This window comes from Janthinobacterium sp. 344 (assembly GCF_900112025.1).
Classification (GTDB): Bacteria; Pseudomonadota; Gammaproteobacteria; order Burkholderiales; family Burkholderiaceae_D; genus Janthinobacterium.
In genome coordinates, this window is record NZ_FOKL01000001.1 from 1,342,257 (window position 1) to 1,367,390 (window position 25,134).

The window sequence follows — 25,134 nt, forward strand, 5'->3', positions numbered from 1 at the left end:
GTGGGGAACTCGGGGAATCAGGTCAGCGTTCGACGCTGACGCCGCGCCAGAAGGCGACGTGGCCGGCAATTTGCTTGGCGGCATCCTTGGGTTCGGGGTAATACCAGGCCGCGTTGGCATTGACGGCGCCATCGACGACGAGGTCGTAATAGCTGGCCGTGCCCTTCCACGGGCAGATGCTGGTGTGGCTGCTGGGACGCAAATACTCCTGCTTCACGGCCGCGAGGGGGAAATACACATTGTTTTCGACGAGTTCTACCTGCTCGTCCGTGGCGTGCGCGATGACGGCGCCATTCCAGCTGGCTGTTGGCATTTGACTATCCTCCCTCTGCAGCGAGTGTAGCCGAAAATGCCCGCCATGGCGCGCGCCATTGGGGCCCGGATCAGGCGCCGCTGATGATCTGGCGCAAGGCTTGCTCGAACACCTCGGGCGGCTGGCCGCCGGAAATCAGGTGGCGCTCGTTGATGATGACGGCCGGCACCGAGTTGATGCCGTTCTGCTGATAGAAGCGTTCCTGGGCGCGCACCTCGTCCGCATACGCACCGGACGCCAATACTTCGGCCGCCTTCGCCGTATCCAGGCCCACGTCGCCAGCGACTTTCAGCAGCACGTCGTGCGAGGACGGATTCTGCCCCTGCGTGAAGTAGGCGTCGAACAGCGCCATCTTGAGTTGTTTCTGGCGCCCTTCCAGAGCGGCCCAGTGCAGCAGGCGGTGCGCGTCGAACGTGTTGTAGATGCGGCCGCGCTTGTCCATGGCAAAGGTAAAGCCCAGCTGTTCGCCGCGCGCGCGGATGGCTTCGCGCGACTGCGCCATCTGTTCTTCCGTGGAACCATATTTGCGGGCGATGTGTTCGCCGATATCCTCGCCTTCGGCCGGCATGTTGGCGTTCAGCTCGAAGGGCTGGAAGTGGATGTCTGCCTGGACGGTGCCATCCAGCTTGGCCAGCGCCTGCTCCAGCGATTTCAGGCCGATCACGCACCAGGGGCAGGAAACGTCGGAAACGAAGTCGATACGGATAGGGGTGGGGGTGGTGGCGGAGGTGGAAACAGTCATGGTGGGCAGCCTTTGCGCGGGTCGGTGGCGGCCGCACCGCGCGGCGCCGCAAGGTTGGGGTCAGATCCGGCGGGTCTGACCCCGGTATTTTACTTCTTCTTCGCGGGCGCCTTGGCCGCGTCCTTCTTGCCGCCGATCTTGCTTTCCTTGCCAGAAAGCAAGTTGGCGATATTCTGGCTGTGGCGGTAAGCCAGCAGCACGCTCATGACGATGACAGCCAGCAAGATGGGATCGACGCCGAACAGCAAGCCATAATAGAACGGCGCGAACAGGGCCGCCACCAGGGCCGCCAGCGAGGAATAGCGGAAGGCGTAGGCGATGATCAGCCAGGTGGCCAGCGTCGCCAGGCCCAGCCATGGATTGATGCCCAGCAGCACGCCCAGGGCCGTGGCCACGCCCTTGCCGCCGACGAAGCGGAAGAACACGGGCCACAGATGGCCGAGGAAGACGGCGATGGCCACCAGGGCCACGGCCATGTCGCCCACGCCCAGCGCGCTGGCAAAATGGTCGGCCAGGAACACGGCCAGCCAGCCCTTGGCGCCATCGCCCAGCAGGGTCATGATGGCGGCGCCCTTGTTGCCGCTGCGCAGCACGTTGGTGGCACCCGGATTTTTCGAGCCATAGGTGCGCGGATCGGCAATGCCGTAGACCTTGCTCATCACCACGGCAAACGATATCGAGCCGAGCAAGTAAGCGGCCACTGTCATTGCCACGGTTGTAATTACTGGATTCATTTCTTCCCTTTATTGTGTTTATTACACCAGCATCGAGGCTGGCGCAGCAGAATATACACCAGCGTCCAGCCCGGCGACAGGATGGCGTCTGGTTTTCTTAATCTTGCAGGGCGCACTGCACCGGCTGGGCGTTCAATAAATCAAGCAGCACCTGCGGCGCCAGCGAGACGAGGAAACCGCGCCGCCCGCCATTGATATAGATGCGCGGCAAGTCCAGGATCGATTGCTCCACATACACGGGCATGGCCTTCTTCGTGCCGAACGGCGAGGTGCCGCCGATCATGTAGCCGGAATGGCGCTGCGCCACCTCGGGCTTGCACGGCTCGACGGACTTGCAGCCGATGCAGCGCGCCAGGTTCTTGGTCGAGACCTTGCAATCGCCATGCATGAGCACGATCAGCGGCTTGGCCGCCTCGTCCTGCATCACCAGGGTCTTGATCACCGCATGTTCCGGCACGTTCAATTCGCGTGCCGAGACGCTGGTGCCGCCGTGCTCCTCATACGGATACGGATGCTCTTCGAAGGAAACTTGATGCTTGCGCAGCAACTGCGTCGCCTGCGTTTCGGAAATATGCTCTTTTTTAGCCATGCGTGATACGCTGATCGTTCAGTGAGGAGTGCTAATTATGCAGCAAGAAATCCGCTTTGCCACATTCAATGTCTGCAACCTGGCCCCCGCCGGGGCAAAATTGTATGACAACCTGGACCCGTTGAGCCCCGCGCAGTATGAGGCCAAGGCGGAGTGGACAGCGCGGCAGATCGACCTGCTCGACGCCGACGTGATCGGCTTCCAGGAAATTTTCTCGCAAGCGGCCCTGCGCGACGTGCTGTCGCGCACGCGCCGCTACCGCGAAGCCGTGCAGGCCGGCTACGACGCGGTGGACCCCGCCGGACGCATGCTGCCCACGGTGGCGCTGGTGTCGCGCCTGCCCCTGGCCGGCCCGGGCGTGGCCTTTGCGCACTTCCCGGCCGGCGTGCTCATCCCTGCCGACAGCCATGCGCCCGACGACAACGCCAGCCGCTTCGCCCGCGCGCCCCTGCACGTGCAGGTCATCTTGCCTGGTGGACAATTAACGGACGTGGTGGTGCTGCACCTGAAATCGCGCCGGCCCGACTACCGCCATGGCGACGGCAATGATGCGCTCGCGTATGCGCTGGCCAACCTGCGCTCGCTGCAGCGGCGCGGCGCGGAAGCCGTGGCCGTGCGCGTGCTGGTGAGCGAGCTGGGCCACAGCGGCCGGCCGCGCATCGTGCTGGGCGACTTCAACGATATCGCCAATGCCGTCACCACGGCCATCGTCATGGGCGCCGGCGCGCCGTGCGCGCCGCACGGCGACGCGCCGGACATGCGGGAGCGCCTGTATGACGCCAACGCCATCCAGCGGCGCCAGGATGGCGCGCGCCACGCGGGCTACACGAATATCCACGACAGCGCCTACATGACGATCGACCACATCCTCGTCTCCGAACATTTCCACCCCGCCTCGCCGCGCGCCATCGGCGCCGTGCAGGACGTGGTCTATCTGAATGACCATCTGCTGCTGGGACTGCCCCAGGCATCCGACCATGGCCAGGTGCTGGCGCGCCTCCAGCTGCTGGGAAACATCAGCTAAAACAGCAGCTTTCCCGGCGCGCTGCCTTCGACCTGCGCGCTGGCATAGCGGCCCTGGTATTGCTGGCAACCTTGCGCCTGCAGGTAGGCCAGCTGCTGCGCCGTTTCCACGCCCTCGGCGACCACCGTCAATTGCAGCTCGCGCGCCATGGCGATGATGGTGGCGGCCACGGCTGTATCGCCATCCGCCTCGGCCAGGAAGGAAGGATCGATTTTCAGCTGGTCCACGGGATAATGGCGCAGGTTGGCCAGGCGCGAATAGCCGGTGCCGAAGTCGTCGATGGCCAGCCGCACGCCGAACGCCCGCAATTGCGCCAGCACATCGGCCAGGCGCACGCCCCCCTTCATCAGCAGCGCTTCCGTCAGCTCCAGCGCCAGGCTGGCCGCCGGCAAGCCCGATGCGCCCAGCGCGTCGCGCACGCTGTGCCATAAATTGTTGTGCAGGCATTGCGCCGCCGACAGATTCACGGACACGCTCCAGTCCTGCCCCGCGTCGTGCCAGGCGCGCGCGCGCTGGCACGCTTGCCGCAGCACCCAGGTGCCGATCGACACCATCAGGCCGCACTCCTCGGCCACGGCGATGAAGCGCTCGGGCTTCAGCAAGCCCAGCTGCGGATGGCGCCAGCGCAACAAGGCTTCGGCGCCGACCAGCTGGCCGCCGGCGACATCGAGGACGGGCTGGAACTCCAGCACGAATTCGCCGTTGCCCAGGGCGGCGCGCAGCCCCTGCTCCAGGCTGGCCCGCTCGACCACTTGCGCATTCATCTCGGCATTGAAAAACTGGAAATTGTTCCGCCCGCTCTCCTTGGCGTGGTACATGGCGATATCCGCGTTGTGGATCAGGGTGTCGATGCTGTCGCCATCGCTGGGAAAGATGGCCACGCCGATCGAGGCCGCCACCTGCAGCTCGTAGTCGCCCAGCTGGTACACCTGCGTGACGGCTTGCAGCAGGCTGGCCGCCACGTGCGCCGCCTGCTCGATGCCGCCCACCTCGGCCAGGATGATGACGAACTCGTCGCCGCCGTGGCGGCTGACGGTATCGACGCCGCGCACGCAGCGCACCAGGCGGCGCGCCACTTCCTTCAAGAGCAAGTCGCCCACGTGGTGGCCCATGCTGTCATTGATGTGCTTGAAGTGGTCGAGGTCCAGGTACAAAATGGCCAGCATGCTCAGCTTGCGCCGCGCGGCCGCCAGCGCCAGCGACAGCCGGTCCAGCAGCAGCACGCGGTTCGGCAGATCCGTCAAAAAATCGTGCTCGGCCAGGTGGCGCGTGTGCTCCTCGTTCTTCTTGCGCTCGCTGATATCGCTGAGGATGGCCATGTAATTGCTCAATTGCCCCTGCGAATCGCGGATGGCCGTCAGCGACAGCCAGGCCGGATAGCGCTGCCCCTGCTTGTGCTGGCCCACGATATCGCCTTGCCAATAACCATTCGCATCGACCTCTTCCCACACGTGGTCGAAGAAGGCCAGCTCATCCGGCTCCGCGTGGTGCATGACAAAGGGCTTGCCCAGCATGTCATCGAGGCTGAAGCCGCTGATCTCGCTGTAGGCGGGATTCATGCTGACGACGCGTTGCTGCGGGTCCATCACGACGATGGCTTCGCGCGCGTGTTCCACCACTTGCGCCGACAGGTACAAGGCCCGCTCGGCCAGTTTGCGCGAGGAAATATCGCGGATCACGGCATAGAACAGATAAGTATGGTCGAGCGTCACGGAGGTGAGCAGCACTTCGCCCCAGAACAGTTCCCCCAGACACGTTTGATAGTGCCAGTCATACCGCCAGTTGCCGTGCGCGTGCGCCTGTGCCGCCAGTTGCGTGCCGCGCAGCGATGACAATGCGCCATCGGGCTGGCGCAGCGGCGAAAAGTCGCTGAGGCGGCGCCCCAGCAGGCGCGGCCGGTCTTCGCATTGGAACAGGGCGATGGCGGCCGGATTGGCTTCGGCGATGTGCTCGTCGCGCAGCAGCACGATGGCGTCCGCCGATTTCTCGTACAGCTGGCGAAAGTTGTCGCCCATCAGCAGCAGCGCGCCCTGCGCGGCGCCATCCTGGCCGGCCGTGATATCGACGTCGATGCACACCACGTGCCGCACGCGCCCGGACTGGATGACAGGAAACACGGTGGAACAGATGCAGCGCGGCGCGATGCCGTCGCTACCCAGTTTCCACAGCCGCGCGCTGCGCGCCTTGCCGCTATGCCAGACAGCCGCCAGCTCGCTGGAAAAATCCTCGGCCAGGGCGGCGCCCGCGGGCAAGGAGGCGGCCACCCTGGCCCACGCCTGGCCCAGCGCCAGTTCGGCCGACACGCCATACAGGCGCGCCGCGCCCAGGCTCCAGTAGCGCACGATGCCTTCCTGGTCGATGCCGCGCACGGCCATGCCGGGCGCTTGCTCGACGGCGGCAACGATGATGGAGAGCAAATCGAGCGCCCTGCCAGCCGGTCCCGCTCCAGGCTCGGCGGCAACCAGCAGGCGGCCCGGCGACGGGGCGGCTCCGACAATCCGATCAGACATCCGGCCCCCCGTTGCGCGGCCACGCCGCAACCGGCGAGACGAGGGCCTGTCCGGTGGCGCAACCATCCCTGTCATTCTTGCGCGCCGGCGAATCGGCTTATTGAGGATGCTCAAGCATCGTGGCCCGGCCACGCGGGCGCTCTGCGCGCGGCGGGTGCAACCGGCGCCCGTTTTCTGCATTTCATCCCCGTTTTTGTGCAATCTGTCGCACGGCCATGGCGGCCAGGCTTGAATCTTCATAAAGTGGCAACATGCGCATCGTCGTGAACGGCCGCAGCGGCAGGCGTGCCGCCTTCGGCCAGCCACGGCGGTGCGCTACCCGAATTCCCCCCGGCCCGCCACAGGCCGGGCCGCACCGAGACCTGGCGCCGAGCCTTCGCGCCGCCTCCATCAAAGAGTCCTATGAAAAACGAGACATTGCCACCGGCATCCCCCCTTGCAGCCAAGCGCAGCCGGCGCTGGCGCGCTCCCGTGCTGATCCTCATCGTGCTGGGCCTGGCCGGCGGTGGCTGGACCGTCATGCAGTCGAGGCAGCAAGCCGCCAAGGCGGCCGAGCAGCAGGCCAGCAAGAAAAAAGACAAGGACAAGACGCCCGTGCATGAACTGGCGCAAGGCGACGTGGCGGCCATCGATGCGCGCGCACTCAGCATCAGCCTGCCCCTGTCCGGTTCGCTGGCGCCGCTGACGCAAGCCACCATCAAGGCCAAGGTCTCGGGCGTCATCCACGAAACGACCTTGCAGGAAGGCCAGAGCGTGTCTGCCGGCCAAATCCTCGTGCGCCTGGACGCGGCCGACCAGCGCGCCCGCCTGACGCAGCAGCAAGCCATGCTCGACGAAGCGCAGGCGCGCCTGTCGATGGCGGCCAAGAACGAAGCCAACAGCCAGGCGCTGCTCAAGCAAAAGTACATTTCGCAGACGGCCTACGACACGACGCAAAACTCGGTCGACCTGGCGCGCGCCGGCGTCAAGTCCAACGCGGCCATGCTCGACCTGGCCCGCATCGCCCTGGCCGATACGGTGATCCGCGCGCCCATGGCCGGCATCGTCAGCAAGCGCCATGTGCAGGCCGGCGAAAAAGTGGCGCCCGACATGCCCGTCTACACCATCGTCAACCTGGCGCAGCTGACGCTGGAAGCGCCCGTGCCCAGCGCGGAAATCCCCCGCATCAAGCTGGGCCAGGACGTGCACTTCAAGGTCGACGGCTTCGGCGCGCGCGACTTCGCCGGCAAGGTCACGCGCATCAACCCCACCACCGAGAGCGGCTCGCGCGCCATGCTGGTCTACATCGCCGTCGACAATGCCGATGGCGCGCTGCGCGGCGGCATGTTCGCCAAGGGCAGCATCGTCACCGAACGCTCGCCCGTGGCGCCGCTGGTGCCCTTGACGGCCGTGCGCAATGAAAAGACAGGCCCCGTCGTGTATGCGCTGGTCAACAACAAGGTGGTCGAACAGCCCGTCACGCTGGGCTTGCGCAACGAGGATGAGGGCTATGCCGAGGTCAAGTCGGGCCTGCTGCCGGGCACCAAAGTCATCGTCGCCAGGCTCGATGGCGTCAAGCCTGGCCATGGCGTGACCTTCGCCACGCCCGCCACTGCGCCCGCCGCGCCGGCGGCCGTGCTGGCACGGAAGGATTAAGCCATGTGGATGACCAAAGTCAGTATTCAAAACCCCGTCTTCGCCACCATGGTCATGGTGGCGCTGGTGGTGCTGGGCATCTTCTCCTACCGGGGCCTGGGCGTGGAAAGCATGCCCAGCGTGCAGTTTCCGTTCGCCGCCATTGAAGTGAACTACCCGGGCGCCTCGCCCGAAGCGGTGGAAAACGACATCACGCGCCCCATCGAGGACGCCGTCAACACCGTCAGCGGCATCAAGACCATCCGCGCCAACTCGTGGGAAGGACGCGCCGGCGTCTACCTGGAATTCGAGCTGTCGACGAACATGGACAAGGCCATGCAGGACTTGCGCGACAAGGTGGCCCTGGTGCGTCCGCGCTTCCCGAAAGAAGCCAAGGACCCGTTCATCGCCCGCGCCGAAGGCGACAACGAGCGCCCCATCGCCACCATCGTGCTGACCTCCAGCGGGCATGACCTGCGCGAACTGTCGACCATGACGGAGCAGATCATCAGCAAGCGCTTCCAGGGCGTGGCCGGCGTGGGGCAGGTCAAGCTGCGCGGCCTGCGCGCGCGCCAGATCCTCATCAGCATGAAGCCGATCGAACTCAATGCGCAAGGCATCGGCGTCGATGAAGTCATCCGCGCCATCCAGGCGACGAATACCAATTTGCCGGCCGGCTCCATCAGCCATGGCGCGGCCGAGCAGCTGGTGCGCGTGGAAGGCAAGATCAAGGATGCGCGCGAATTCGGCAAGATCATCGTCGCGCGCCGCGCCGTCGGCCCCGTCTACCTGGACCAGGTGGCCACCGTCGTCGATGGCGAGCAGGAAGAACTGTCGATCTCGCGCATGAACGGCCAGCAGGCCGTGACCATGGAAATCACCAAGGTGCAGGACGCCAACGTGGTCGAAGTGGGCACCGGCATCCTGAAAGTGGCGGCCGACCTGCAAAAGACGCTGCCGCCCGATATCACCCTGCGCGTGCTGGACGACGAATCGGAGCGCGTGCAAAGCCAGCTCGATAACGTCAAGCGCACCATCATCGAAGGCGCCGTGCTGACCATGGTCATCGTCTTCCTGTTCCTGCACTCGTGGCGCTCGACCATCATCACGGGATTGACCCTGCCGATCTCGGTGCTGGCCAGCTTCATCGCCATGAAGGCCTTCGGCTTTACCCTGAACTTCCTGACGCTGATGGCGCTGTCCCTGTGCATCGGCCTGTTGATCGATGACGCCATCGTCGTGCGCGAAAACATCGTGCGCCACCTGGGCATGGGCAAGAACCACTACCAGGCGGCCAATGACGGCACCAATGAAATCGGCCTGGCCGTGATGGCCACCACGTTCGCCATCGTCGCCGTGTTCGTGCCCGTCGCCTTCATGGATGGCATCATCGGCCGCTTCTTCCTGCAGTTCGGCATCACCGTGGCCGTCGCCGTGCTGGTGTCGCTGTTCGTCAGCTTCACGCTCGACCCCATGCTGTCGTCCGTCTGGCGCGATCCCGTCAAGGACCGCTTCAAGTACGCGCCGTGGCTGGGCCGCTTCATGGCCTGGATCGAAACGGGCATCGACCGCCTGCACGTCTGGTACGGCAAGGTGCTGAAAGTGGCCCTGCGCTGGCGCAAGACCACCCTGGCCACGGCCGTCGCCCTGTTCGCGGCCAGCCTGATGCTCGTGCCGATGATCGGCGGCGAGATGTTCCCCGAGACGGACCAGGGCTGGGTCAACCTGCGCTTCAAGACGCCCGTCGGCTCCAGCCTCGACTACACGGATTCCAAGGTGCGCCAGATCGAAACGGCGCTGAAGGAATTCCCCGAGATCGACAGCCTGGTGGCCAACGTGGGCACGCAGGACGGGCGCAACACGGCCGAGGTCAACCTGAAGCTGACGGACGTCAAGAAGCACAAGCGCCGCTCGCAGCAGGAACTGGAAAGGCTGATCCGCGAACGCCTGGCGCCGATCGCCGGCATTACCCTGTCCGTCGGCCAGCGCCCCATCTTCATCGCCATCCTGGGCACGGATGAAGGCAAGCTCGATGCGGTGGCGCACACCCTGATGGACAAGATGCGCAACATCAAGGGCCTGGCCGACATGGAGTACAGCCAGGAAGGCGCCAATCCTTCCACCACCGTGAAGATCAATAACGAACTGGCCAGCGACCTGGGCCTGTCGGTGCAGCAGATCGGCAATGCCCTGCGGCCTTTTGTTGCGGGCGATACGGTCAGCCACTGGCTGGCATCCGACGGGCAGAACTACGACGTCAACGTGCAGCTGCCCAAATCGGGCCGGCAGAAAGTGGCCGACCTGGCCGACCTGTCGCTGGCGTCGAGCAAGTTTGACGCAAACGGCAAGCCGATCATGATCCCGCTGCGCCAGGTGGTCGAATTCGTGCCTTCCTCCAGCCCGCAAGTGCTGAAGCGCCAGGCCTTGCAGCGCCGCGTGGCCATCTATGCGGGCACGCAGGGCCGGCCGGCCGGCGACGTCGACGCCGACGTGCAAAAGGCCATGCAATCGATCGACCTGCCGCCCGGCGTGCGCTTCGATGTGGCCGGCAATGCGCAGCAAATGGCCGAAACCATGGGCGGCGCCATGATGGCGCTGGGTATCGCCGTGATCTTCATCTACCTGGTGCTGGCGTCGCAGTTCGGCAGCTTCCTGCAGCCGATCGCCATCATGGTGTCGCTGCCGCTGTCCCTGATCGGCGTGCTGCTGGCACTCCTGATTACGGGCAGTACGCTGAACATCTTCTCCGTGATCGGCTTCATCATGCTCATGGGCCTGGTGACGAAGAACGCGATTTTGCTGGTGGACTTCACCAACCAGCGCCAGCGTGAAGGCCTGGGCCAGTTCGAGGCGCTGATGGAAGCGGGACAAGTGCGCCTGCGCCCCATCCTGATGACCACCCTGGCGATGGTCTTCGGCATGCTGCCGATGGCCATCGGCATGGGCGATGGCGGCGAATCGCAGGCGCCGATGGGCCGCGCCGTCATCGGCGGCGTGATCACCTCGACCTTGCTGACGCTGGTGGTGGTGCCCGTCGCCTACACCTATCTGGACAGCCTGGGCAAGCGCGCCGCGCGCTTTTTCCGCGGTGCCGAGCATGCGCATGCCGACGCCGCCGGCGACGGCAAGGCACACGCCCACTGATCCTCCGCTCGCCTTCACCGTCCCCGCATTGGCGGGGACGACGCGGCGGCTTCCTGAAGAGAGCTTCAGTTGACCAAAGCGCCTGCGCTGGCTAGACTGTCCCCCGTTATCAATGATATGGAGTGACTCGTGGGTGCTTGTTCCAGTGACAGTAGTCGATTGACCATCGGCGATCGGCCTTAGGCAAGACGCGCGCATTCCGCCCGCCCTGCCCTCGGCAAGGTGTGGCTCTTCCAGCGGCGAACTTCACTCGCCGCCACTTCCCTCCTCATCGTTCCACCGCCCGTCATCCCCGTCTGCTGCCCCCAATCCGGGCGGATGCTCTCCGCCTTGTGCACTCGCCTGTTCCTCCCCAGCCGGGAGAAACTGATGGTGGTATTTGACTTTGCGCTGCGCGTTGCCGCGGCATTGACCCTGGGCGCCATGATCGGCGCCGAACGCCAGCTGCGCCAGCGCATGGCGGGCTTGCGCACGAATGCGCTGGTGTCCGTCGGCGCCTCGCTGTTCGTGATGGTTTCCGTGCTCGAAGGCGATGCCTCCGGCCATATGCGCATCGCCGCGCAGGTGGTCTCGGGCATCGGCTTTCTCGGTGCCGGCGTCATCATGCGCGAGGGCATGACGGTGCGCGGCTTGAACACGGCCGCCACCCTGTGGTGCTCGGCCGCCATCGGCATCCTGTGCGGCCTGGGGTTTGCCCTGGAAGCGGCCATCGGCACGGGCTTCGTGCTGATCGCCAACCTGGTGCTGCGCCACCTGGCGCAACGCATCAACGCCCACGGCAGCGAAGCGGGCATCGAGACGGAAAGCATCTACCGCGTCACGGCCGTGTGCGAGGCGGAGCAGGAAGTCCAGGTGCGCAACCTGATGCTGCGCATGATCAGCGGCATGCCGGCGCTGATGCTGCAATCCTTGCACAGCGAGGACGCGGCGCAGGCCGGGCGCATCGAAGTGCGGGCCGACCTGCTCACGCCCGTCTCCAGCCTGGGCTTGCTGGAACAGATCGTCAGCCAGGTGAGCCTGGAAGGCAGCGTCTCGGCCGTGCGCTGGGCGCTGGTGAACAACGCGGAATTTGTCGCCGAACGGGGAGTGTGATGATGAAAAATTTCTTCCATTGGTTTGCCCGGCGCGGCCCCGCCGTGACCACCTACCGCCTGACCGTCACCTGCCCCGCCGCGCAGGCCGACCACGTCGTGCGCCTGCTGCTGGCCGAACTGAAAGGCGCGGGCCTGGCGCCGTCGCAGATGCTGCGCAGCTGGGACGAGGCCAGGCTGGTGGTGCAGCTGATCGCCACGGTGCTGTGCCAGGCCGTGCAGCGCGCCGTGCTGGTGCGCTTCGTCAACCGCGCGGGCGCCTGGCCGCAGGTGCGGCAGGTGCGCTGGGAAGGCGTCGCCGCGTCACTCTGAGGCGGGCAGGCGCATGGTAAATAGCGCGCCGCCGCCGGGGCGGTTCTGCGCCGCGATGCTGCCGCCGTACGCATGCACGATGGCCTGCGACAGGGCCAGGCCCAGGCCGAAGCCGGGCGCCTCGCCCGCGCGCGCCTGGGCGCCCCGGTAAAAGCGCTCGAACAGATGCGGCAAGTCTTCCACGCCGATGCCCGGCCCCGCGTCCGCCACGCCGACGATCGCATGCGCGCCATCGCGCGCCACGTGCACCGTGATGACGCTGTCGGGTGGCGAAAACTTCACGGCGTTATCGAGCAGATTGGCCAGCACCAGGTCCACGGGGCCGGGCGCCACCCTCGCGTGCACGGCTACGCTGTCATCGAAGACGATGCGGATGCCGCGCTGCGCCGCCGCCTTATCCAGGCGCTGCGCGGCCGCCCGCACGAGCGGGTTGAGGGCGATGGTTTCCACGGCATTGCGCTCCTGGCCCACGTCCAGGCGCGTGAGCATCAGCAGTTCCTCCACCAGGGTTGTCAGGCGCTGCACCTCATCGAGGCAGGACGCCAGCGCGTCGACATACTCGGGCGCCTCGCGCGGTCGGCGCAGGGTGATCTCGATCTCCGTTCGCAGGCGCGACAGGGGCGAGCGCAATTCGTGCGAAGCATCGGCCGTGAAGCGGCGCTGCGCATCGTAGCCGTGTTCCAGGCGGTCCAGCATGGCGTTCAGGGTATCGACCAGGCGGCCGATTTCATCGGGCGTGCCCGGATGGGGCAAGCGCTGGTGCAGGCTGTCCTCGCCGATCGAGTGCGCCTGGTCCACCACGTCGTCGATGGCGCCCAGCACGCGGCGCGTGAGCATTTCGCCGGCCAGGCCCACGGCCGCCAGCAAGGCCAGCGCCATGGCGCCAAACAGCACGGTGGCCGCGGCCAGCACGTGGTTGGTGTCGTCAAGCGAACCGGCCACCTGCACCGCCAGGCCCGCGCCGGACGCGGGCACGGGAATCGAGACCATGCGCAGCGGCTCTTCGCCGAACTTGGGCAGGGTTTCGAAGACGGTCTCGCCGGTCGCCAGGCGCGCCAGCAGGGCCGGTGGCGCCGGCAGCTGCGCCGCCTCCAGGTTGCGGCTGCGGGCCAGCACGCGGCCTTCGCCATCGATGATCTGCACCAGGCGGTCGAGCCGCATCAGCGACGGCGGCGCCAGGCCCGGCGCCACCTCGTGCACCTGCACGGGCTGGCGCGGCGCGGCCGGCAGCATGGCCATTTCCGTCTCGCCCAGCGCCAGCAGGGCCGCATCGAGCTGGCCGTGCACGGCGCGCGACAGGCCCCAGTAGCCTGCCAGCGCCGTGCAGGCTACGATGGCGAGGATCACGGCCAGGTGCACCAGCAGCAGGCGCTTGCGAAAGCTAGCCACCGTTGTTTTCCGCCAGGCGGAAGCCCCGTCCGCGCACCGTGTGGATCAATTGCGGCAAGCCCGCCGCATCGACCTTGCCCCGCAGGTTGCGCACGTGGACGTCGATCAGGTTATCGATGCCGATCAGGTCCGCCTGCCAGATCTGCTCGGCCAGGCGCGCGCGGCTCACCACTTCGCCCGCCTGGCGCAGCAGGATCAGCAAAATCGCGTATTCCTTGGGTGTCAGCACCAGCGGCGTGCCGCCGCGCGTCACCTGGTGGCTGACGGGATCGAGCGTCAGGTCGGCCAGCGCCAGCACCAGCGGACGGCTGATGTCGGAGCGGCGCAACAGGGCGCGGATGCGCGCCAGCAGCTCCTCGAACTCGAATGGTTTGGTCAGGTAATCGTCGGCGCCCGTGTTCAGGCCCGCCACGCGGTCCGCCGTGGCGTCGCGCGCCGTGAGCATCAGCACGGGGGTCTGGATGGCGCGCGCGCGCAAGTCGCGGCAAAAATCGATGCCCTGCTTGCCCGGCAACATCCAGTCCAGCACGATCACGTCGTAGTCGACGGCGTAGCTTTCCTCCTCGCCCTCTTCGGCGCTGTGCGCCACGTCGACGACAAAGCCTTCTTCCTGCAAGCCACGGGCCAGCAGGCGCGCCGCCTTGCGGTCGTCTTCCACCAGCAGAATCCTCATGCCTGCGCCTCCCGTCTCTCCGCGTTTTCCATGCCGGCATTCTACCTCGCGCTGCCCTGCGCGCACCGAACCTGAAGAATGATTCAGGCGTTCTTGGGCGCTTCTTCAGGACCGCCTTGCTATGCTTTCCCGGCGCTGCAGTAACGCTGTTTCATGACGCTGCATGCGCCCCCTCTGACCGCCCGCCTGGGCATGGCATCCACGCATGCCCCATCACCACCAACAACAAGGAAACACGGGATGAACACGACCACCCCCAACGCCCTGGGCGCCTGCTGCGCGCTCGCCGTGGCCCTCGGCTGCTCGGCCCTGGCCGGCTGCGCCAAGCCGACGGCGGCCGCTCCGCCATCAGCGTCAGTCCAGTCGACGCACCTGGACGACGGCAGCATCGCCGTCGACAAGATGTCGCCGCTGCGCCAGCGCCTGCGGATCGCGCCCGCGCTGGAACAGGACATCGCCACGCAGACGGAGGCGCCGGGCAGCATTGTCGCCATGCCGGAAAAACTGGTGAAGATCACGCCGCCCCTGGCCGGGCGCATCACGCGCCTGCAACGGGCGCTGGGCGACAGCGTGAAGGCGGGCGAACCGCTGTTCACGCTCGATTCGGCGGAACTGAGCGCCGCCCACGCGGACGACAGCAAGGCGCGTTCCAGCCTGCTGCAGGCGCGCCAGGAACTGGAGCGCCAGAAAACCCTGTTCGAGGCGCAGATCGCCGCGCGCAAGGAATACGAAGCGGCGCAAGCGGCCTTCGAGCAAGCCAATAGCGACGCCCAGGCCAGCGCCGACAAGCTGGCGCAGTACGGCGCCGGCGCGCGCGGCACACGCGGCACCCGCCGCGACTACGTGCTGCGCTCGCCCATCGCCGGCACCGTGATCGCCATGGATGGCGCCCAGGGCGGCTACTGGAACGATATCAACGCGCCCGTCATGACGGTGGCCGATCTCTCCACCGTGTGGCTGTCGGCCAACGTGGCCGAGCGGGACCTGGCGCAGCTGGCCGTGGGGCAGACGGCGCGCATCACCGTCGATGCCTGGCCCGGCAAAAGCTTCCAGGGCAAGGTGGCGTATGTGGGCGCCGTGCTCGATGCGGAAACGCGCACGGTGCAGGTGCGCGTAGCCATCGACAACCGCGCCGGCGCCTTCAAGCCGGGCATGTTCGCCCACGCTCAATTTGCCGGCGCCAGCCGCCGCGCCATCCTCGTGCCGGCGGCCGCCGTGCTGCAAGGCGGGCTGTCGACGCGCGTGATGGTGGAAAAAAGCCCGCTGGTATTCACGCCGCGCACGGTGGAAGTGGGCGCCAGCCATGGCGACCAGGTGGAAATCGTCGCGGGACTCAAGGCGGGCGAACGCATCGTCGTCAAGGAAGGAGTGCTGCTCAATGATTGACCGTTTCATCGCCACCTGCTGCCAGCGGCGCGGCATCGTCTGGCTGGTCCTGCTGTTCGTCACCGCCTATGGCATCTACAGCTGGAAGCAGCTGCCCATCGAGGCGTATCCCGACATCGCCGACGTCACTTCGCAGATCGTCACGCAGGTGCCGGGCCTGGGCGCCGAGGAAATCGAGCAGCAGATCACGATTCCGCTCGAACGCGCCCTGCTGGGCACGCCGGGCATGCACGTGCTGCGCACGCGCAGCCTGTTCGCGCTGTCGCTGATCACGGTGGTGTTCGACGATGGCAGCGACGGCTATTTCACGCGCGAGCGGCTGCAGGAGCGCCTCGCCAGCGTCAACCTGCCCTACGACGCCAAGCCGGGACTCGATCCCTACACGTCGCCGACGGGCGAGATCTACCGCTACACGCTGGAATCCAAGAGCCGCAGCCTGCGCGAACTGTCCGAGCTGCAGTTCTGGACGGTGATTCCGCGCCTGCAGCAGGTGCGCGGCGTGGCGGACGTCAGCAATTTCGGCGGCCTGACGACGCAGTTCATGCTGGAACTCGATCCCGCAAAACTCGACAGCTACGGCTTTTCGCTGGCACAGGTGAAGGAGGCCATCAACGCCAACAACATCAGCGGCGGCGGCAGCGTCATCGACCGCGGCCAGCAGTCGTACGTGGTGCGCGGCGTGGGCCTGCTGCATTCGCTCGATGACATGGGCAACGTCGTCGTCAGCAGCAAGGATGGCGTGCCCGTGCTGGTGAAGGACCTGGGCCGGCTCGCTTACGGCAACGTGGAGCGGCGCGGCATCCTCGGCAAGGACAACAATCCCGACACCATCGAAGGCATCACCCTGCTGCTGAAGGATTTCAACCCGTCCGAGGCGCTGGCGGGCATCCATGCGGCCGTGGACGACCTGAACGCCAACGTGCTGCCGAAGGATGTGAAAGTGGTGCCCTACCTGGACCGCAGCTCGCTGATCGACGCCACCCTGCACACGGTGGGATTTACCCTGGGCGAAGGCATGCTGCTGGTCGCCCTGGTGCTGCTGCTGTTTCTGGGCAGCCCGCGCGCGGCCGCCATCGTCGCGCTGACCATCCCGCTGGCCCTGCTGATCGCCTTCATCTTCATGCACCATTTTAAGATTCCTGCCAACCTGCTGTCGCTGGGGGCGATCGACTTCGGCATCCTCGTCGACGGTTCCGTGGTGGTGCTGGAAAACATACTGCGCCGCCGTGAACGCGAGCAGGACCGGCCCCTCGCCCTGCAGGACGCCATCGACGCGACCCTGCAGGTGGCGCGCCCCATCATGTTCGGCATGGCCGTCATCATCGCCGCCTACCTGCCCCTGTTCGCCTTCCAGCGCATCGAGTACAAGCTGTTTTCGCCGATGGCCTATGCGGTCGGCGCGGCGCTGGTGGGCGCGCTGGTGGTGGCGCTGGTGCTGATCCCGGGACTGGCCTGGCTGGCCTTTCGCAAGCCGCGCCGCATGCCGCACAACCGCGTGCTGGACACACTCGCGGCGGCGTACGGGCGCTTCCTCGAGCGCATGGTGGGCCGGAAGCGCTGGGTGGCGGGCGTCTGCGCCGCCTCGCTGGCGGGCCTGGCCATTCTGGGCGCCGGCATCGGGCGCGATTTCCTGCCCTACCTCGATGAAGGTTCGCTATGGCTGCAGGTGCAGATGCCGCCCGGGATCACCCTGGAGAAGGCTGCCGAGATGGCCGGTGAATTGCGCCGCGCCGCGCTGGAGTTCCCGGAAGTGTCGAGCATCGTCACGCAGACGGGCCGCAACGACGATGGCACCGACTACTGGACGCCGTCGCACATCGAGGCCAGCGTGGGCCTGCATCCGTACAAAAGCTGGAAGTCGGGCATGAGCAAGCAGCAGCTGATCGCAAAAATGAACGAGCGCTTCGCGCGCATGCCCGGAGTCACAGTCGCCTTCATGCAGCCGATGATCGATGGCGTGCAGGATAAATTGTCGGGTGCGCATAGCGACCTGACGGTGAAAATCTTCGGCAACGACCTCGATGCAGTGCGCGCCATCGCCGGCAAGGTGGCCAACGTCCTGAAAACCGTCCCCGGCGCCTCCGACGTGGCGGTGGACGTGGAGCCGCCGCTGCCCAACCTGAAGGTGGAACTGGACCGGGCCAAGGCGGCCCGCTACGGCATCAACGCGGCCGACGTGGCCGACCTGATTGCCACCGGCATCGGCGGCGCGCCCATCGGCCAGGTCTACGTGGGCGAGAAAAGCTACGACATCGCCGTGCGCTTCCCGCCCGCCGTGCGCTCCAGCCCCGACGCCATCGCCAACTTGAAGCTCACGGCCGCGAATGGCGCCAAGGTGCCGCTGGCGCAAGTGGCCAGCATCGGCACCACCTCGGGCGAGAGCGTGATCGTGCGCGAGATGGGACGGCGCCACATCATCGTGCGCCTGAACGCCCGCGGGCGCGACCTGGCCGGCTTCCTGGCCGAGGCGCGCCCGCTGGTGGCGCAAGCCGTGGCCGATGAACACCAGCGCATCAGCGTCGAGTGGGGCGGCCAGTTCGAAAACCTGCAGCGCGCGCAAAGCCGCTTGGCGCTGATCCTGCCGATGACGCTGGGCGCCATGTTCCTGCTGCTGTTTTGCCAGTTCCGCAACCTGCGCCAGCCCGCGCTGGTCTTGCTGGCCGTGCCGCTGGCCATGCTGGGCGGCCTGGCCGCGCTGCACCTGCGCGGCATGACCCTGAACGTATCGAGCGCCGTCGGCTTCATCGCCCTGTTCGGCGTGGCCGTGCTGAACGCCGTGCTGATGCTGGCGCAGATCAACCGCCTGCGCAGCGACGAGGGCAAAAGCCTGCGCGACGCCGTGCTCGATGGCGCGCGCGACCGCATGCGCCCCGTGCTGATGACGGCCACCGTGGCCGCCCTGGGCCTGACGCCGGCCATGCTGGCGACGGGCCTGGGCAGCGACGTGCAGCGCCCGCTGGCCACCGTGGTGGTGGGCGGCCTGGTGACGGCGACGGCGCTGACCCTGCTGCTGCTGCCGGCCCTGTATTACCTGATCGAGGCGTATGTACAACGACGCCACACGCACACCGAAGGAGCATCCCATGACGCGTTTTAATGTATTCCTGGCGGCCTGGCTGCTGGCGCCCGGCGCCGGCGCCGCCCCGTTGACCTTCGACACCTACCTGGCCGCCGTGGAAAGCCACAGCCTGGAACTGCAGGCGCAACAGCAAGGCATCGTCTCGGCCAGGGCCGGCATCGGCATCGCCGGCCTGCGCCCCGATCCCGAATTCACGCTGGGCGCCGCGCGCGACACGGTGCACGCGCTGCCGCACCGTCCCGTCACGTGGACGCCGGCCCTCAGCATGGCCATCGAGACGGGCGGCAAGCGCGCCGCGCGCATCAAAGCCGCGCAGAGCAATGTGGCGCTGGCCGAGGAAACGGTGGCCGGCTTCAAAAGCGAGCTGTATGGCACGGCCGCCGCCGCGTTCACGGAAGCGTGCCGCACGCGCGAGGTCGTGGCGCGCAAGGAGTTGACCATGGCGGCCCTGTCGAAAGTCGTCGCAGCGAATGGCGTGCGCCTGAAGGCGGGCGACGTGGGCGGCATCGAACTGCTGCAGTCGCGCGTGGAACGCGACCAGTTCGAGGCCGAGCTGGCGCAGGCGCGCAGCGAGGCGGACAGCGCCATGCTGGCCCTGTCGCCTCCGCTGGGGCGCCAGGTCGACAGCCTGTTCCCGCAGGCGCAGCTGAGCTGCGACTTCGCCGCGTTTGCGGACCAGGAGGCCAGCGTGCTGGTGCCGCAGGCGCTCAACGCCCGCAGCGACGTGCGCATCGCCCGCGCCACCCTGGAGAACCTGCGCGATGGCGCGGCGCTGGTGCGCGCCAACCGTTCCGTCGACCCCACCGTGACGCTGGGCCTGTCCGCAGCGCGCGGCTACCGCGACGGCGTCGATGCCAACGGCGACACCGTCGACGGCGCGCCCCGCTCGCGCGCGCTGTCCGTGTCGCTGGCCATCCCCATCCCCCTGTCGCGGCGCGACCACGGCGACGTGGTGCAGGCCGAAGCGGGCGTGACGCAGGCGATGCTGGCCTTGCGCCAGGCGGAACTGGCGGCGGAAACGCAGGTGCGCACGGCGCAGCGGCAATGGCGTTCGGCGCAGGAAAGGCTGGCGCGCTACCGCGACGGCGTGCTGCTCGATGCGCAAAAGGTGGTCGATGGCATGCGCCTGTCTTACTTCAGTGGCAATGCCTCGCTGCTGGAATGGCTGGCGGCGCAGCGCTCGGCCGACGAGGCGTATCAAGGCTATCTGCAGGCGCGCGCCGATGCCGCCATCGCCAGCACGCAGCTGCAACTGGCCATCGGCCAACGGCCGCGCTTGTAGTGCTCAGAACAGGGGAGAAGATACAACGGGAGGACACCGGCGCGGCGGCAAGGCCGCACCGGTCAGCAAGAACGGGGAATTACTGTGGCTGGGCCGGCGCGTCGGCGCCGTCGGCCGCATCCGCGTCGCTGTCATCCGCGTCAGGCGCTTCGCCTTCAGCGCCCTCTTCGCCGTCGGCCGGCTTCGGATTGTTTTTCGCTTCCAGCTTGCGCCTGGCTTTTTCCTCGGCTTTCTTCTTCTTTTCCAGCTCTTTTTGCCGTTTTTCGTATTGGAAATTTGTCTTGGCCATTTACTACCTCTTTAGTTTTTTATTGTTACAGATAACCGCATAAGGCACATTATGACGCAGTTGGGCGAAACGCAAAGTTTTTAGCCTCGGGGATGATGCTGCGCATGCAGCAGTTTCAGCCGCTCGCGGGCCACATGCGTGTAGATCTGCGTGGTGGAAATATCGGAGTGCCCCAGCAATAATTGCACGACGCGCAAGTCCGCGCCATGGTTCAGCAAGTGTGTGGCGAACGCATGGCGCAAGGTGTGCGGCGACAGGGGCGCCGTGATGCCGGCGTGCAGCGCGTGCTTCTTGATGATGACCCAGAACATTTGCCGCGTCATGGCGCCGCCGCGCCGCGTGACGAACAGGGCGTCGTCCATCTGGCCGTCGAGGATCACGCCGCGCGCCTCCTTCAGGTAGCGCTCGATCCACAGGCGCGCCTGCTCGCCGAACGGCACCAGGCGCGTCTTGCTGCCCTTGCCCGTGATGCGCAGCACGCCATCGTTGAGGCTCAGCTCCACCGATTGCAAGTCCACCAGTTCCGACACGCGCAAGCCGCTCGCATACATGAGTTCGAGCATCGTGCGTTCGCGCAGGCCCAGCGGCGTGCTGACGTCGGGCGCGGCCAGCAGCGCTTCCACCTGCGCCTCGCTCAGGGTATGCACGAAGCGCGCCGGCTGCTTGGCCGAGACCATCTTCAGGCACGGGTCGGCGGCGATATGCTTGTGCCGCAAGGCCAGCTGGTAAAAGCGCTTGAGCACGGACAGGCGCCGGTTCGACGAGGTCGCCTTGCTCTCGTCGTGGCGGGCGGCGAAATACGCGTCGATGTCGGCCGTGGACACCTCGTACAGGCCCTCGCGCCCGGGCCGGTTCACTTCCAGCCAGCGCGCGAACAAACGCATGTCGCGGCGGTAGGCGTCCAGCGAATTTTTCGACAGGCCGTCCTCCAGCCACAGGCTGTCGCAGAATTCATCGATCAGGGTGGCGTTGTCGGGCGCCAGCAGGCTGTTCATCATCGTGTGGACCGCCCGATGCCCGCCACGCCTTCATGCGCCAGCAGCCAGCGCTTCACGCCCAGGTGAAAACCGTCCGCATCGTCGTGGTGCGAAAAGCCGCCCAGGCCGCCGGCGGCCGTCACCCGGTGGCACGGTATCACCAGCGGAAACCAGTTGGCGCCGCACGCCTGGCCCACGGCGCGCGGCGCCGAGCCGATGCAGCGCGCCACGTCGCCATAGGTGCGCACCTTGCCGCGCGGGATCTGCGCGATGGCGGCCCACACCTTGCGCTGATAAGCGCTGCCCAGTGGCGCCAGGGGCAGGTCGAACGGCGCATCGGGATCGCCAAAATAGCGCGCCAGCTGCACGCAGGCCTGCCCGGCGACGGCATCCTCGGCGTCCTTTTCCAGGAAGTACGGCGGCAGGTACACCAGCTCGCGCACCAGACCACCTTCCGTGCGCACGCCCATGGCGCCGAACGGCGCGGCGACGATGGCACTGAACAGCTCACTACCCTGTTGTTTTTTCATCAGCTAATCAAAGGTCAAGTGTGGCAAATATACAACTGGAGCCACCCGGAGGCACCCAAAACGGGCATCGCAGGACAATTATGCACCGTCTTTCCGCATGCCGGCGGCCCTGTCGCGGGACGAAAAAAAAGCGCACCAGTCGGTGCGCTTCAAATATTGCTTCACGTTCCCGGTCGTTTGGGTCCGCCGGTGCCGGCTTGTGGCCGCAGACAGCTATGACTCAACAACTTCTGTGAAACGTGTGTCTCCTCAATATATCCCCGGTATCAATACCGTTTTTATGGACCACTCCCCCACCAACCTGATAACCAATTCTGTACCGCAGCCTTGCTACCCGGGCGCATATGCTTATACGTGTTTCCCCGTAAGGCCGCCCATCATAGCGCATTTATTCGGCCGGATCGACTTTTTTTGCACCATGACGGGGACAGTTATTTTAGTTGTAAATTAAATTCGGCAGCCACAGCGAGATTTGTGGTACGTAGGTGATCAGCGCCAGGAAGCCCAGCATCGTCAGCAGCCATGGCATGACGGCCACGGTCAGTTCGGAAATGCCCATCTTCGTGATGCCGGACGCCACGTACAGGTTCAATCCCACAGGCGGATGGCACATGCCCACTTCCATGTTGACCACGATCAGGATACCGAAGTGCACGGGATCGATGCCCAGCTTCATGGCGACGGGGAACAGGATAGGCGCCATGATCAGCACGATCGACGATGGCTCCATCACGTTACCGGCCAGCAGCAGCAGGACGTTGACCACCAGCAGGAAGCTGATCACGCCCAGCCCCTTGCCCGTGATCCATTCGGCCATCGCCTGCGGGATGTTTTCGCTGGTCATCAGGAACGAGAACAGCACGGCATTCGTGATGATGTACAGCAGCATCGCCGACATGGCGGCCGAATCGAGCAAGACCTTGCCCACCTGCTTGATCTTCAAGTCCTTGTAGACGAAGACGGCGATGATGAAGGCGTACACGGCAGCCATGGCCGCCGCTTCTGTGGGCGTGAAGGCGCCCGAATAGATGCCGCCCATGACGATGACGATCAAGAGCAGGCCCCAGGCGCTCTTCTTGAAGGTGACGAAGCGTTCGCCCCAGCTGGCCTTTTTCATGCGCGGATAGTTGTGCTTGCGCGCCAAAAACCACGTGGTCAGGCCCAGCAGCATGGCCAGCATCATGCCGGGAATCACGCCCGCCATGAACAGCTTGCCCACCGAGGTGTTCGTGCTGACGGAATACATCACCATCACGATCGATGGCGGGATCAGAATGCCCAGCGCGCCCGAGGTGGTGATGACGCCGGCGCCGAAACCGCGCGGATAGCCCTGCTTGACCATGGCCGGCAGGATGATGGAGCCGATGGCCACCACGGTGGCGGGGCTGGAGCCGGAGACGGCGGCAAACAGCGCGCACGCCATCACGCCGGCCAGCGCCAGGCCGCCGTGCCAGTGACCGACCATCGAGCTGGCGAAGTTGATCATGCGCCGCGCCACCCCGCCATGCGTGAGGAAATTGCCCGCCAAAATGAAGAACGGGATGGCCATGATCTCGAATTTCTCGATGCCCGTGAAAATCTTCAGGGCCACCGATTCGATGGGCACGCTGGTCATGGTGAACAGGAACGTCAGCACCGTCAGGCCCAGCGAGATGGAAATCGGCATGCCGGTCAGCATCAGCGCCAGCAGCAATACAAAAATAATCAGCGCGTTCATGCCTTGGCTCCTTTTTCTTCCGCCGTCAGTTCATCTTCCAGGCCCTCGACGTGCGAGTGGTCGTGTTTCGGCAAGGCGCCCGTCTTGATGAAATGCACCATCACCTGCAGGAAGCGGAAGCACATCAGGTAGGAACCGAGCGGCACGGCCAGGTAGACCAGCCACATGGGGATTTCCATGTCGGCCGACGTCTGGTCCGTGTGGCCGATCGACCACACGAAGCTGGCGCCCAGGGTCCCGACGATGCCCGTAAACAGGGCGCCGGCGGCCAGGCCGAAGACGATGAAGCGGTCGCGCCAGCGCGGATTCATGCGGTTGATCAGCACGTCGACGCCCACGTGGATGCCCGTGCGCACGCCGTATGCGGCGCCGAACTTGGCCATCCAGACGAACATGTAGATGCACAGTTCCTGGGCCCAGCTGGTGTTGATTTGAATCAGGAAGTCCTGCAGGCCCGGTATCGGCAAGCCGGCCAGGTAGCGGTGCACGACCGCGACGAAGATGATGAAGGTGGCGGCGCCCATCAGGGACGCGATCAGCCACTCTTCCAGGTGATCCAGAAATTTCATGGTGGACTTTCAAAGAATGCGGGTACACGGACTCCCGCGCAGGACGCGCAGGAGTCATTCAAGCAGGTGGCAGGAAAACCCTGCCCGGCGCGCCAGGCGGCGCGCTACGGCATGCGGCTTACTTCGCGCTTTCCTTGTTGATGGCCGAGATCAGGTCCTTGCCGATGCGCCCTTCCATGGCCTTCTGCACGGGCGCCAGCGCCTTGCGCCACTCGGCCTGTTCCTGCACCGTCAGGGTATAGATCTGCGTCTTGCCCGCTTTCTTGATGGCATCGAGGGCCTGGTCATTGTCGCGCTGGGCGATGGCCTTTTCAAACGTGGTCGCTTCGCGCATGGCTTTTTCCAGCTGCGCGCGGATCTCGGGCGGCAAGCCATCCCAGAATTTCTTGTTGACGATGACGGCATAGCCCAGGTAGCCGTGGTTCGACACGGTCACGTGCTTTTGCACTTCATGCATCTTTTGCGTGTACATATTCGACGGCGGATTTTCCGTGCCGTCGACCACGCCCGTCTGCAGCGCCTGATACACTTCCGAGAAGGCCAGCACCTGCGGGTTGGCGCCCAGCGCGCGCATCTGCGCGTCGAGCACCTTCGACGACTGGATGCGCATTTTCAGGCCCTTGAAGTCGGCCGGCGTGTGCAGCGGCTTGTTGGCCGACATCACCTTGAAGCCGTTATCCCAGTAGGCCAGGCCCGTGATACCCTTGGGTTCCAGCTTTTTCAGCAGGCTCTTGCCGATTTCGCCTTCGGTGACGTTGTACAGCGCCGTCTTGGTGGGGAAGATGTAGGGCAGGTCGAACGCTTCGAATTCCTTCACGCCCAGCGGGCCGAACTTGGCCAGCGACGGCGCCAGCATCTGCACGGCGCCCAGCTGCAGGGCTTCGAGTTCTTCCTTGTCCTTGTACAGCTGGCTGTTCGGGTACAGTTCGACCTTGACCTTGCCATTCGTGGCTTTCTCGGCCAGCTGCTTGAAGCGTTCCGCCGCCTGGCCCTTCGGCGTGTCGGTGGCGACGACGTGGCTGAATTTGATGACGATCGGGGCTTGCGCGTAGGCGTGGACGCCGGCGGTGGCGCCGATGGCGGCGCACAGCGCGACGAACAGGGTTTTCATTGGTGGCAATTGCATTTTTGTCTCCTGAATGGTTTTTAAAAAACTTTATTATTTGTCTA

Annotated in this window: 21 protein-coding genes; 8 read left to right on the forward strand and 13 right to left on the reverse strand. The window is 65.7% G+C overall.

What is annotated here, in order from left to right; genetic code table 11:
- Window positions 1–22 precede the first annotated feature (22 nt).
- From BM193_RS05975 to ybaK, 4 genes are all read right to left on the reverse strand, one after another.
- A complete protein-coding gene (locus BM193_RS05975; RefSeq protein WP_092796161.1) occupies window positions 23–313 on the reverse strand; it encodes a DUF427 domain-containing protein in 291 nt (96 codons plus the stop codon).
- Window positions 314–383: 70 nt separating this feature from the next.
- Window positions 384–1,055: a DsbA family oxidoreductase gene (locus tag BM193_RS05980; RefSeq protein WP_092796163.1), complete on the reverse strand. Its 672-nt coding sequence runs from the start codon at window positions 1,053–1,055 to the stop codon at window positions 384–386.
- An 89-nt stretch (window positions 1,056–1,144) separates the two neighbouring features.
- Window positions 1,145–1,762: a glycerol-3-phosphate 1-O-acyltransferase PlsY gene (plsY, locus tag BM193_RS05985; RefSeq protein ID WP_092796165.1), complete on the reverse strand. Its 618-nt coding sequence runs from the start codon at window positions 1,760–1,762 to the stop codon at window positions 1,145–1,147.
- Window positions 1,763–1,886: 124 nt separating this feature from the next.
- A complete protein-coding gene (gene ybaK, locus BM193_RS05990; protein ID WP_092796167.1) occupies window positions 1,887–2,378 on the reverse strand; it encodes a Cys-tRNA(Pro) deacylase in 492 nt (163 codons plus the stop codon).
- 37 nt (window positions 2,379–2,415) lie between these two features.
- On the opposite strand from ybaK, the gene BM193_RS05995 reads away from it, so the two are divergent.
- Window positions 2,416–3,402 (forward strand): endonuclease/exonuclease/phosphatase family protein, encoded by a 987-nt coding sequence (locus BM193_RS05995; protein WP_092796169.1) that lies wholly within the window; start codon window positions 2,416–2,418, stop codon window positions 3,400–3,402.
- Here BM193_RS05995 and BM193_RS06000 read toward each other — a convergent pair.
- Window positions 3,399–5,912 carry a sensor domain-containing protein gene (locus BM193_RS06000; protein ID WP_092796171.1) on the reverse strand — a complete coding sequence of 838 codons (2,514 nt, stop codon included), beginning with the start codon at window positions 5,910–5,912 and terminating at the stop codon, window positions 3,399–3,401. The genes BM193_RS05995 and BM193_RS06000 overlap by 4 nt on opposite strands.
- A 402-nt stretch (window positions 5,913–6,314) precedes the next feature.
- Here BM193_RS06000 and BM193_RS06005 point away from each other — a divergent pair, with 402 nt between their 5' ends.
- The 4 genes from BM193_RS06005 to BM193_RS06020 all read left to right on the forward strand — a co-directional run bounded on the left by BM193_RS06005 (window position 6,315) and on the right by BM193_RS06020 (window position 12,073).
- Window positions 6,315–7,547 carry an efflux RND transporter periplasmic adaptor subunit gene (locus BM193_RS06005; protein WP_092796173.1) on the forward strand — a complete coding sequence of 411 codons (1,233 nt, stop codon included), beginning with the start codon at window positions 6,315–6,317 and terminating at the stop codon, window positions 7,545–7,547.
- 3 nt (window positions 7,548–7,550) lie between these two features.
- Window positions 7,551–10,670 carry an efflux RND transporter permease subunit gene (locus tag BM193_RS06010; protein ID WP_092796175.1) on the forward strand — a complete coding sequence of 1,040 codons (3,120 nt, stop codon included), beginning with the start codon at window positions 7,551–7,553 and terminating at the stop codon, window positions 10,668–10,670.
- Between the two features lie 372 nt (window positions 10,671–11,042).
- A complete protein-coding gene (locus tag BM193_RS06015) occupies window positions 11,043–11,762 on the forward strand; it encodes an MgtC/SapB family protein (protein WP_217638433.1) in 720 nt (239 codons plus the stop codon).
- Window positions 11,762–12,073 carry a hypothetical protein gene (locus BM193_RS06020; protein WP_092796179.1) on the forward strand — a complete coding sequence of 104 codons (312 nt, stop codon included), beginning with the start codon at window positions 11,762–11,764 and terminating at the stop codon, window positions 12,071–12,073. Before BM193_RS06015 ends, BM193_RS06020 begins: the two co-directional genes overlap by 1 nt.
- Here the strand turns inward: BM193_RS06020 and BM193_RS06025 are convergent.
- On the reverse strand, window positions 12,065–13,462 hold the full coding sequence (locus BM193_RS06025; RefSeq protein WP_092796181.1) for a sensor histidine kinase: 1,398 nt from the start codon (window positions 13,460–13,462) through the stop codon (window positions 12,065–12,067). The genes BM193_RS06020 and BM193_RS06025 overlap by 9 nt on opposite strands.
- Window positions 13,455–14,135 carry a response regulator transcription factor gene (locus BM193_RS06030; RefSeq protein ID WP_092796183.1) on the reverse strand — a complete coding sequence of 227 codons (681 nt, stop codon included), beginning with the start codon at window positions 14,133–14,135 and terminating at the stop codon, window positions 13,455–13,457. Before BM193_RS06030 ends, BM193_RS06025 begins: the two co-directional genes overlap by 8 nt.
- 240 nt (window positions 14,136–14,375) lie before the next feature.
- On the opposite strand from BM193_RS06030, the gene BM193_RS06035 reads away from it, so the two are divergent.
- Genes BM193_RS06035 through BM193_RS06045 form a run of 3 tightly spaced genes read left to right on the forward strand, consistent with a single transcriptional unit; the run spans window position 14,376 to window position 19,882 of the window.
- Window positions 14,376–15,521 (forward strand): efflux RND transporter periplasmic adaptor subunit, encoded by a 1,146-nt coding sequence (locus tag BM193_RS06035; protein WP_092796185.1) that lies wholly within the window; start codon window positions 14,376–14,378, stop codon window positions 15,519–15,521.
- Complete coding sequence (locus tag BM193_RS06040) at window positions 15,514–18,618, forward strand: efflux RND transporter permease subunit (RefSeq protein WP_092796187.1); 3,105 nt, start codon at window positions 15,514–15,516, stop codon at window positions 18,616–18,618. Before BM193_RS06035 ends, BM193_RS06040 begins: the two co-directional genes overlap by 8 nt.
- Window positions 18,605–19,882 (forward strand): TolC family protein, encoded by a 1,278-nt coding sequence (locus BM193_RS06045; protein WP_092796189.1) that lies wholly within the window; start codon window positions 18,605–18,607, stop codon window positions 19,880–19,882. The genes BM193_RS06040 and BM193_RS06045 overlap by 14 nt, the downstream gene beginning before the upstream one ends.
- A 79-nt stretch (window positions 19,883–19,961) precedes the next feature.
- Here BM193_RS06045 and BM193_RS06050 read toward each other — a convergent pair whose 3' ends face one another.
- From BM193_RS06050 to BM193_RS06075, 6 genes are all read right to left on the reverse strand, one after another.
- Window positions 19,962–20,171: a hypothetical protein gene (locus BM193_RS06050; RefSeq protein WP_092796191.1), complete on the reverse strand. Its 210-nt coding sequence runs from the start codon at window positions 20,169–20,171 to the stop codon at window positions 19,962–19,964.
- An 80-nt stretch (window positions 20,172–20,251) separates the two neighbouring features.
- Window positions 20,252–21,169, reverse strand: a complete 918-nt coding sequence (xerD, locus tag BM193_RS06055) for a site-specific tyrosine recombinase XerD (protein ID WP_254785862.1) — start codon at window positions 21,167–21,169, stop codon at window positions 20,252–20,254.
- A complete protein-coding gene (locus tag BM193_RS06060) occupies window positions 21,166–21,678 on the reverse strand; it encodes a methylated-DNA--[protein]-cysteine S-methyltransferase (protein WP_092796193.1) in 513 nt (170 codons plus the stop codon). The genes xerD and BM193_RS06060 overlap by 4 nt, the downstream gene beginning before the upstream one ends.
- Window positions 21,679–22,114: 436 nt before the next feature.
- Window positions 22,115–23,395: a TRAP transporter large permease gene (locus tag BM193_RS06065; protein ID WP_092796195.1), complete on the reverse strand. Its 1,281-nt coding sequence runs from the start codon at window positions 23,393–23,395 to the stop codon at window positions 22,115–22,117.
- Entirely contained in the window at window positions 23,392–23,964 is a 573-nt protein-coding gene (locus tag BM193_RS06070) for a TRAP transporter small permease (protein ID WP_092796197.1), read from the reverse strand. The genes BM193_RS06065 and BM193_RS06070 overlap by 4 nt, the downstream gene beginning before the upstream one ends.
- 118 nt (window positions 23,965–24,082) lie before the next feature.
- Complete coding sequence (locus BM193_RS06075) at window positions 24,083–25,075, reverse strand: TRAP transporter substrate-binding protein (protein ID WP_092796199.1); 993 nt, start codon at window positions 25,073–25,075, stop codon at window positions 24,083–24,085.
- Window positions 25,076–25,134 lie beyond the last annotated feature (59 nt).

What these genes read in the sequence shown, in the direction of transcription:
- BM193_RS05975 (WP_092796161.1), bottom strand. Translation starts at nt 313, where the DNA reads ATGCCAACAGCCAGCTGGAATGGCGCCGTCATCGCGCACGCCACGGAC.
- BM193_RS05980 (WP_092796163.1), bottom strand. Translation starts at nt 1,055, where the DNA reads ATGACTGTTTCCACCTCCGCCACCACCCCCACCCCTATCCGTATCGAC.
- plsY (WP_092796165.1), bottom strand. Translation starts at nt 1,762, where the DNA reads ATGACAGTGGCCGCTTACTTGCTCGGCTCGATATCGTTTGCCGTGGTG.
- ybaK (WP_092796167.1), bottom strand. Translation starts at nt 2,378, where the DNA reads ATGGCTAAAAAAGAGCATATTTCCGAAACGCAGGCGACGCAGTTGCTG.
- BM193_RS05995 (WP_092796169.1), top strand. Translation starts at nt 2,416, where the DNA reads ATGCAGCAAGAAATCCGCTTTGCCACATTCAATGTCTGCAACCTGGCC.
- BM193_RS06000 (WP_092796171.1), bottom strand. Translation starts at nt 5,912, where the DNA reads ATGTCTGATCGGATTGTCGGAGCCGCCCCGTCGCCGGGCCGCCTGCTG.
- BM193_RS06005 (WP_092796173.1), top strand. Translation starts at nt 6,315, where the DNA reads ATGAAAAACGAGACATTGCCACCGGCATCCCCCCTTGCAGCCAAGCGC.
- BM193_RS06010 (WP_092796175.1), top strand. Translation starts at nt 7,551, where the DNA reads ATGTGGATGACCAAAGTCAGTATTCAAAACCCCGTCTTCGCCACCATG.
- BM193_RS06020 (WP_092796179.1), top strand. Translation starts at nt 11,762, where the DNA reads ATGATGAAAAATTTCTTCCATTGGTTTGCCCGGCGCGGCCCCGCCGTG.
- BM193_RS06030 (WP_092796183.1), bottom strand. Translation starts at nt 14,135, where the DNA reads ATGAGGATTCTGCTGGTGGAAGACGACCGCAAGGCGGCGCGCCTGCTG.
- BM193_RS06035 (WP_092796185.1), top strand. Translation starts at nt 14,376, where the DNA reads ATGAACACGACCACCCCCAACGCCCTGGGCGCCTGCTGCGCGCTCGCC.
- BM193_RS06040 (WP_092796187.1), top strand. Translation starts at nt 15,514, where the DNA reads ATGATTGACCGTTTCATCGCCACCTGCTGCCAGCGGCGCGGCATCGTC.
- BM193_RS06045 (WP_092796189.1), top strand. Translation starts at nt 18,605, where the DNA reads ATGACGCGTTTTAATGTATTCCTGGCGGCCTGGCTGCTGGCGCCCGGC.
- BM193_RS06050 (WP_092796191.1), bottom strand. Translation starts at nt 20,171, where the DNA reads ATGGCCAAGACAAATTTCCAATACGAAAAACGGCAAAAAGAGCTGGAA.
- xerD (WP_254785862.1), bottom strand. Translation starts at nt 21,169, where the DNA reads ATGATGAACAGCCTGCTGGCGCCCGACAACGCCACCCTGATCGATGAA.
- BM193_RS06060 (WP_092796193.1), bottom strand. Translation starts at nt 21,678, where the DNA reads ATGAAAAAACAACAGGGTAGTGAGCTGTTCAGTGCCATCGTCGCCGCG.
- BM193_RS06065 (WP_092796195.1), bottom strand. Translation starts at nt 23,395, where the DNA reads ATGAACGCGCTGATTATTTTTGTATTGCTGCTGGCGCTGATGCTGACC.
- BM193_RS06070 (WP_092796197.1), bottom strand. Translation starts at nt 23,964, where the DNA reads ATGAAATTTCTGGATCACCTGGAAGAGTGGCTGATCGCGTCCCTGATG.
- BM193_RS06075 (WP_092796199.1), bottom strand. Translation starts at nt 25,075, where the DNA reads ATGAAAACCCTGTTCGTCGCGCTGTGCGCCGCCATCGGCGCCACCGCC.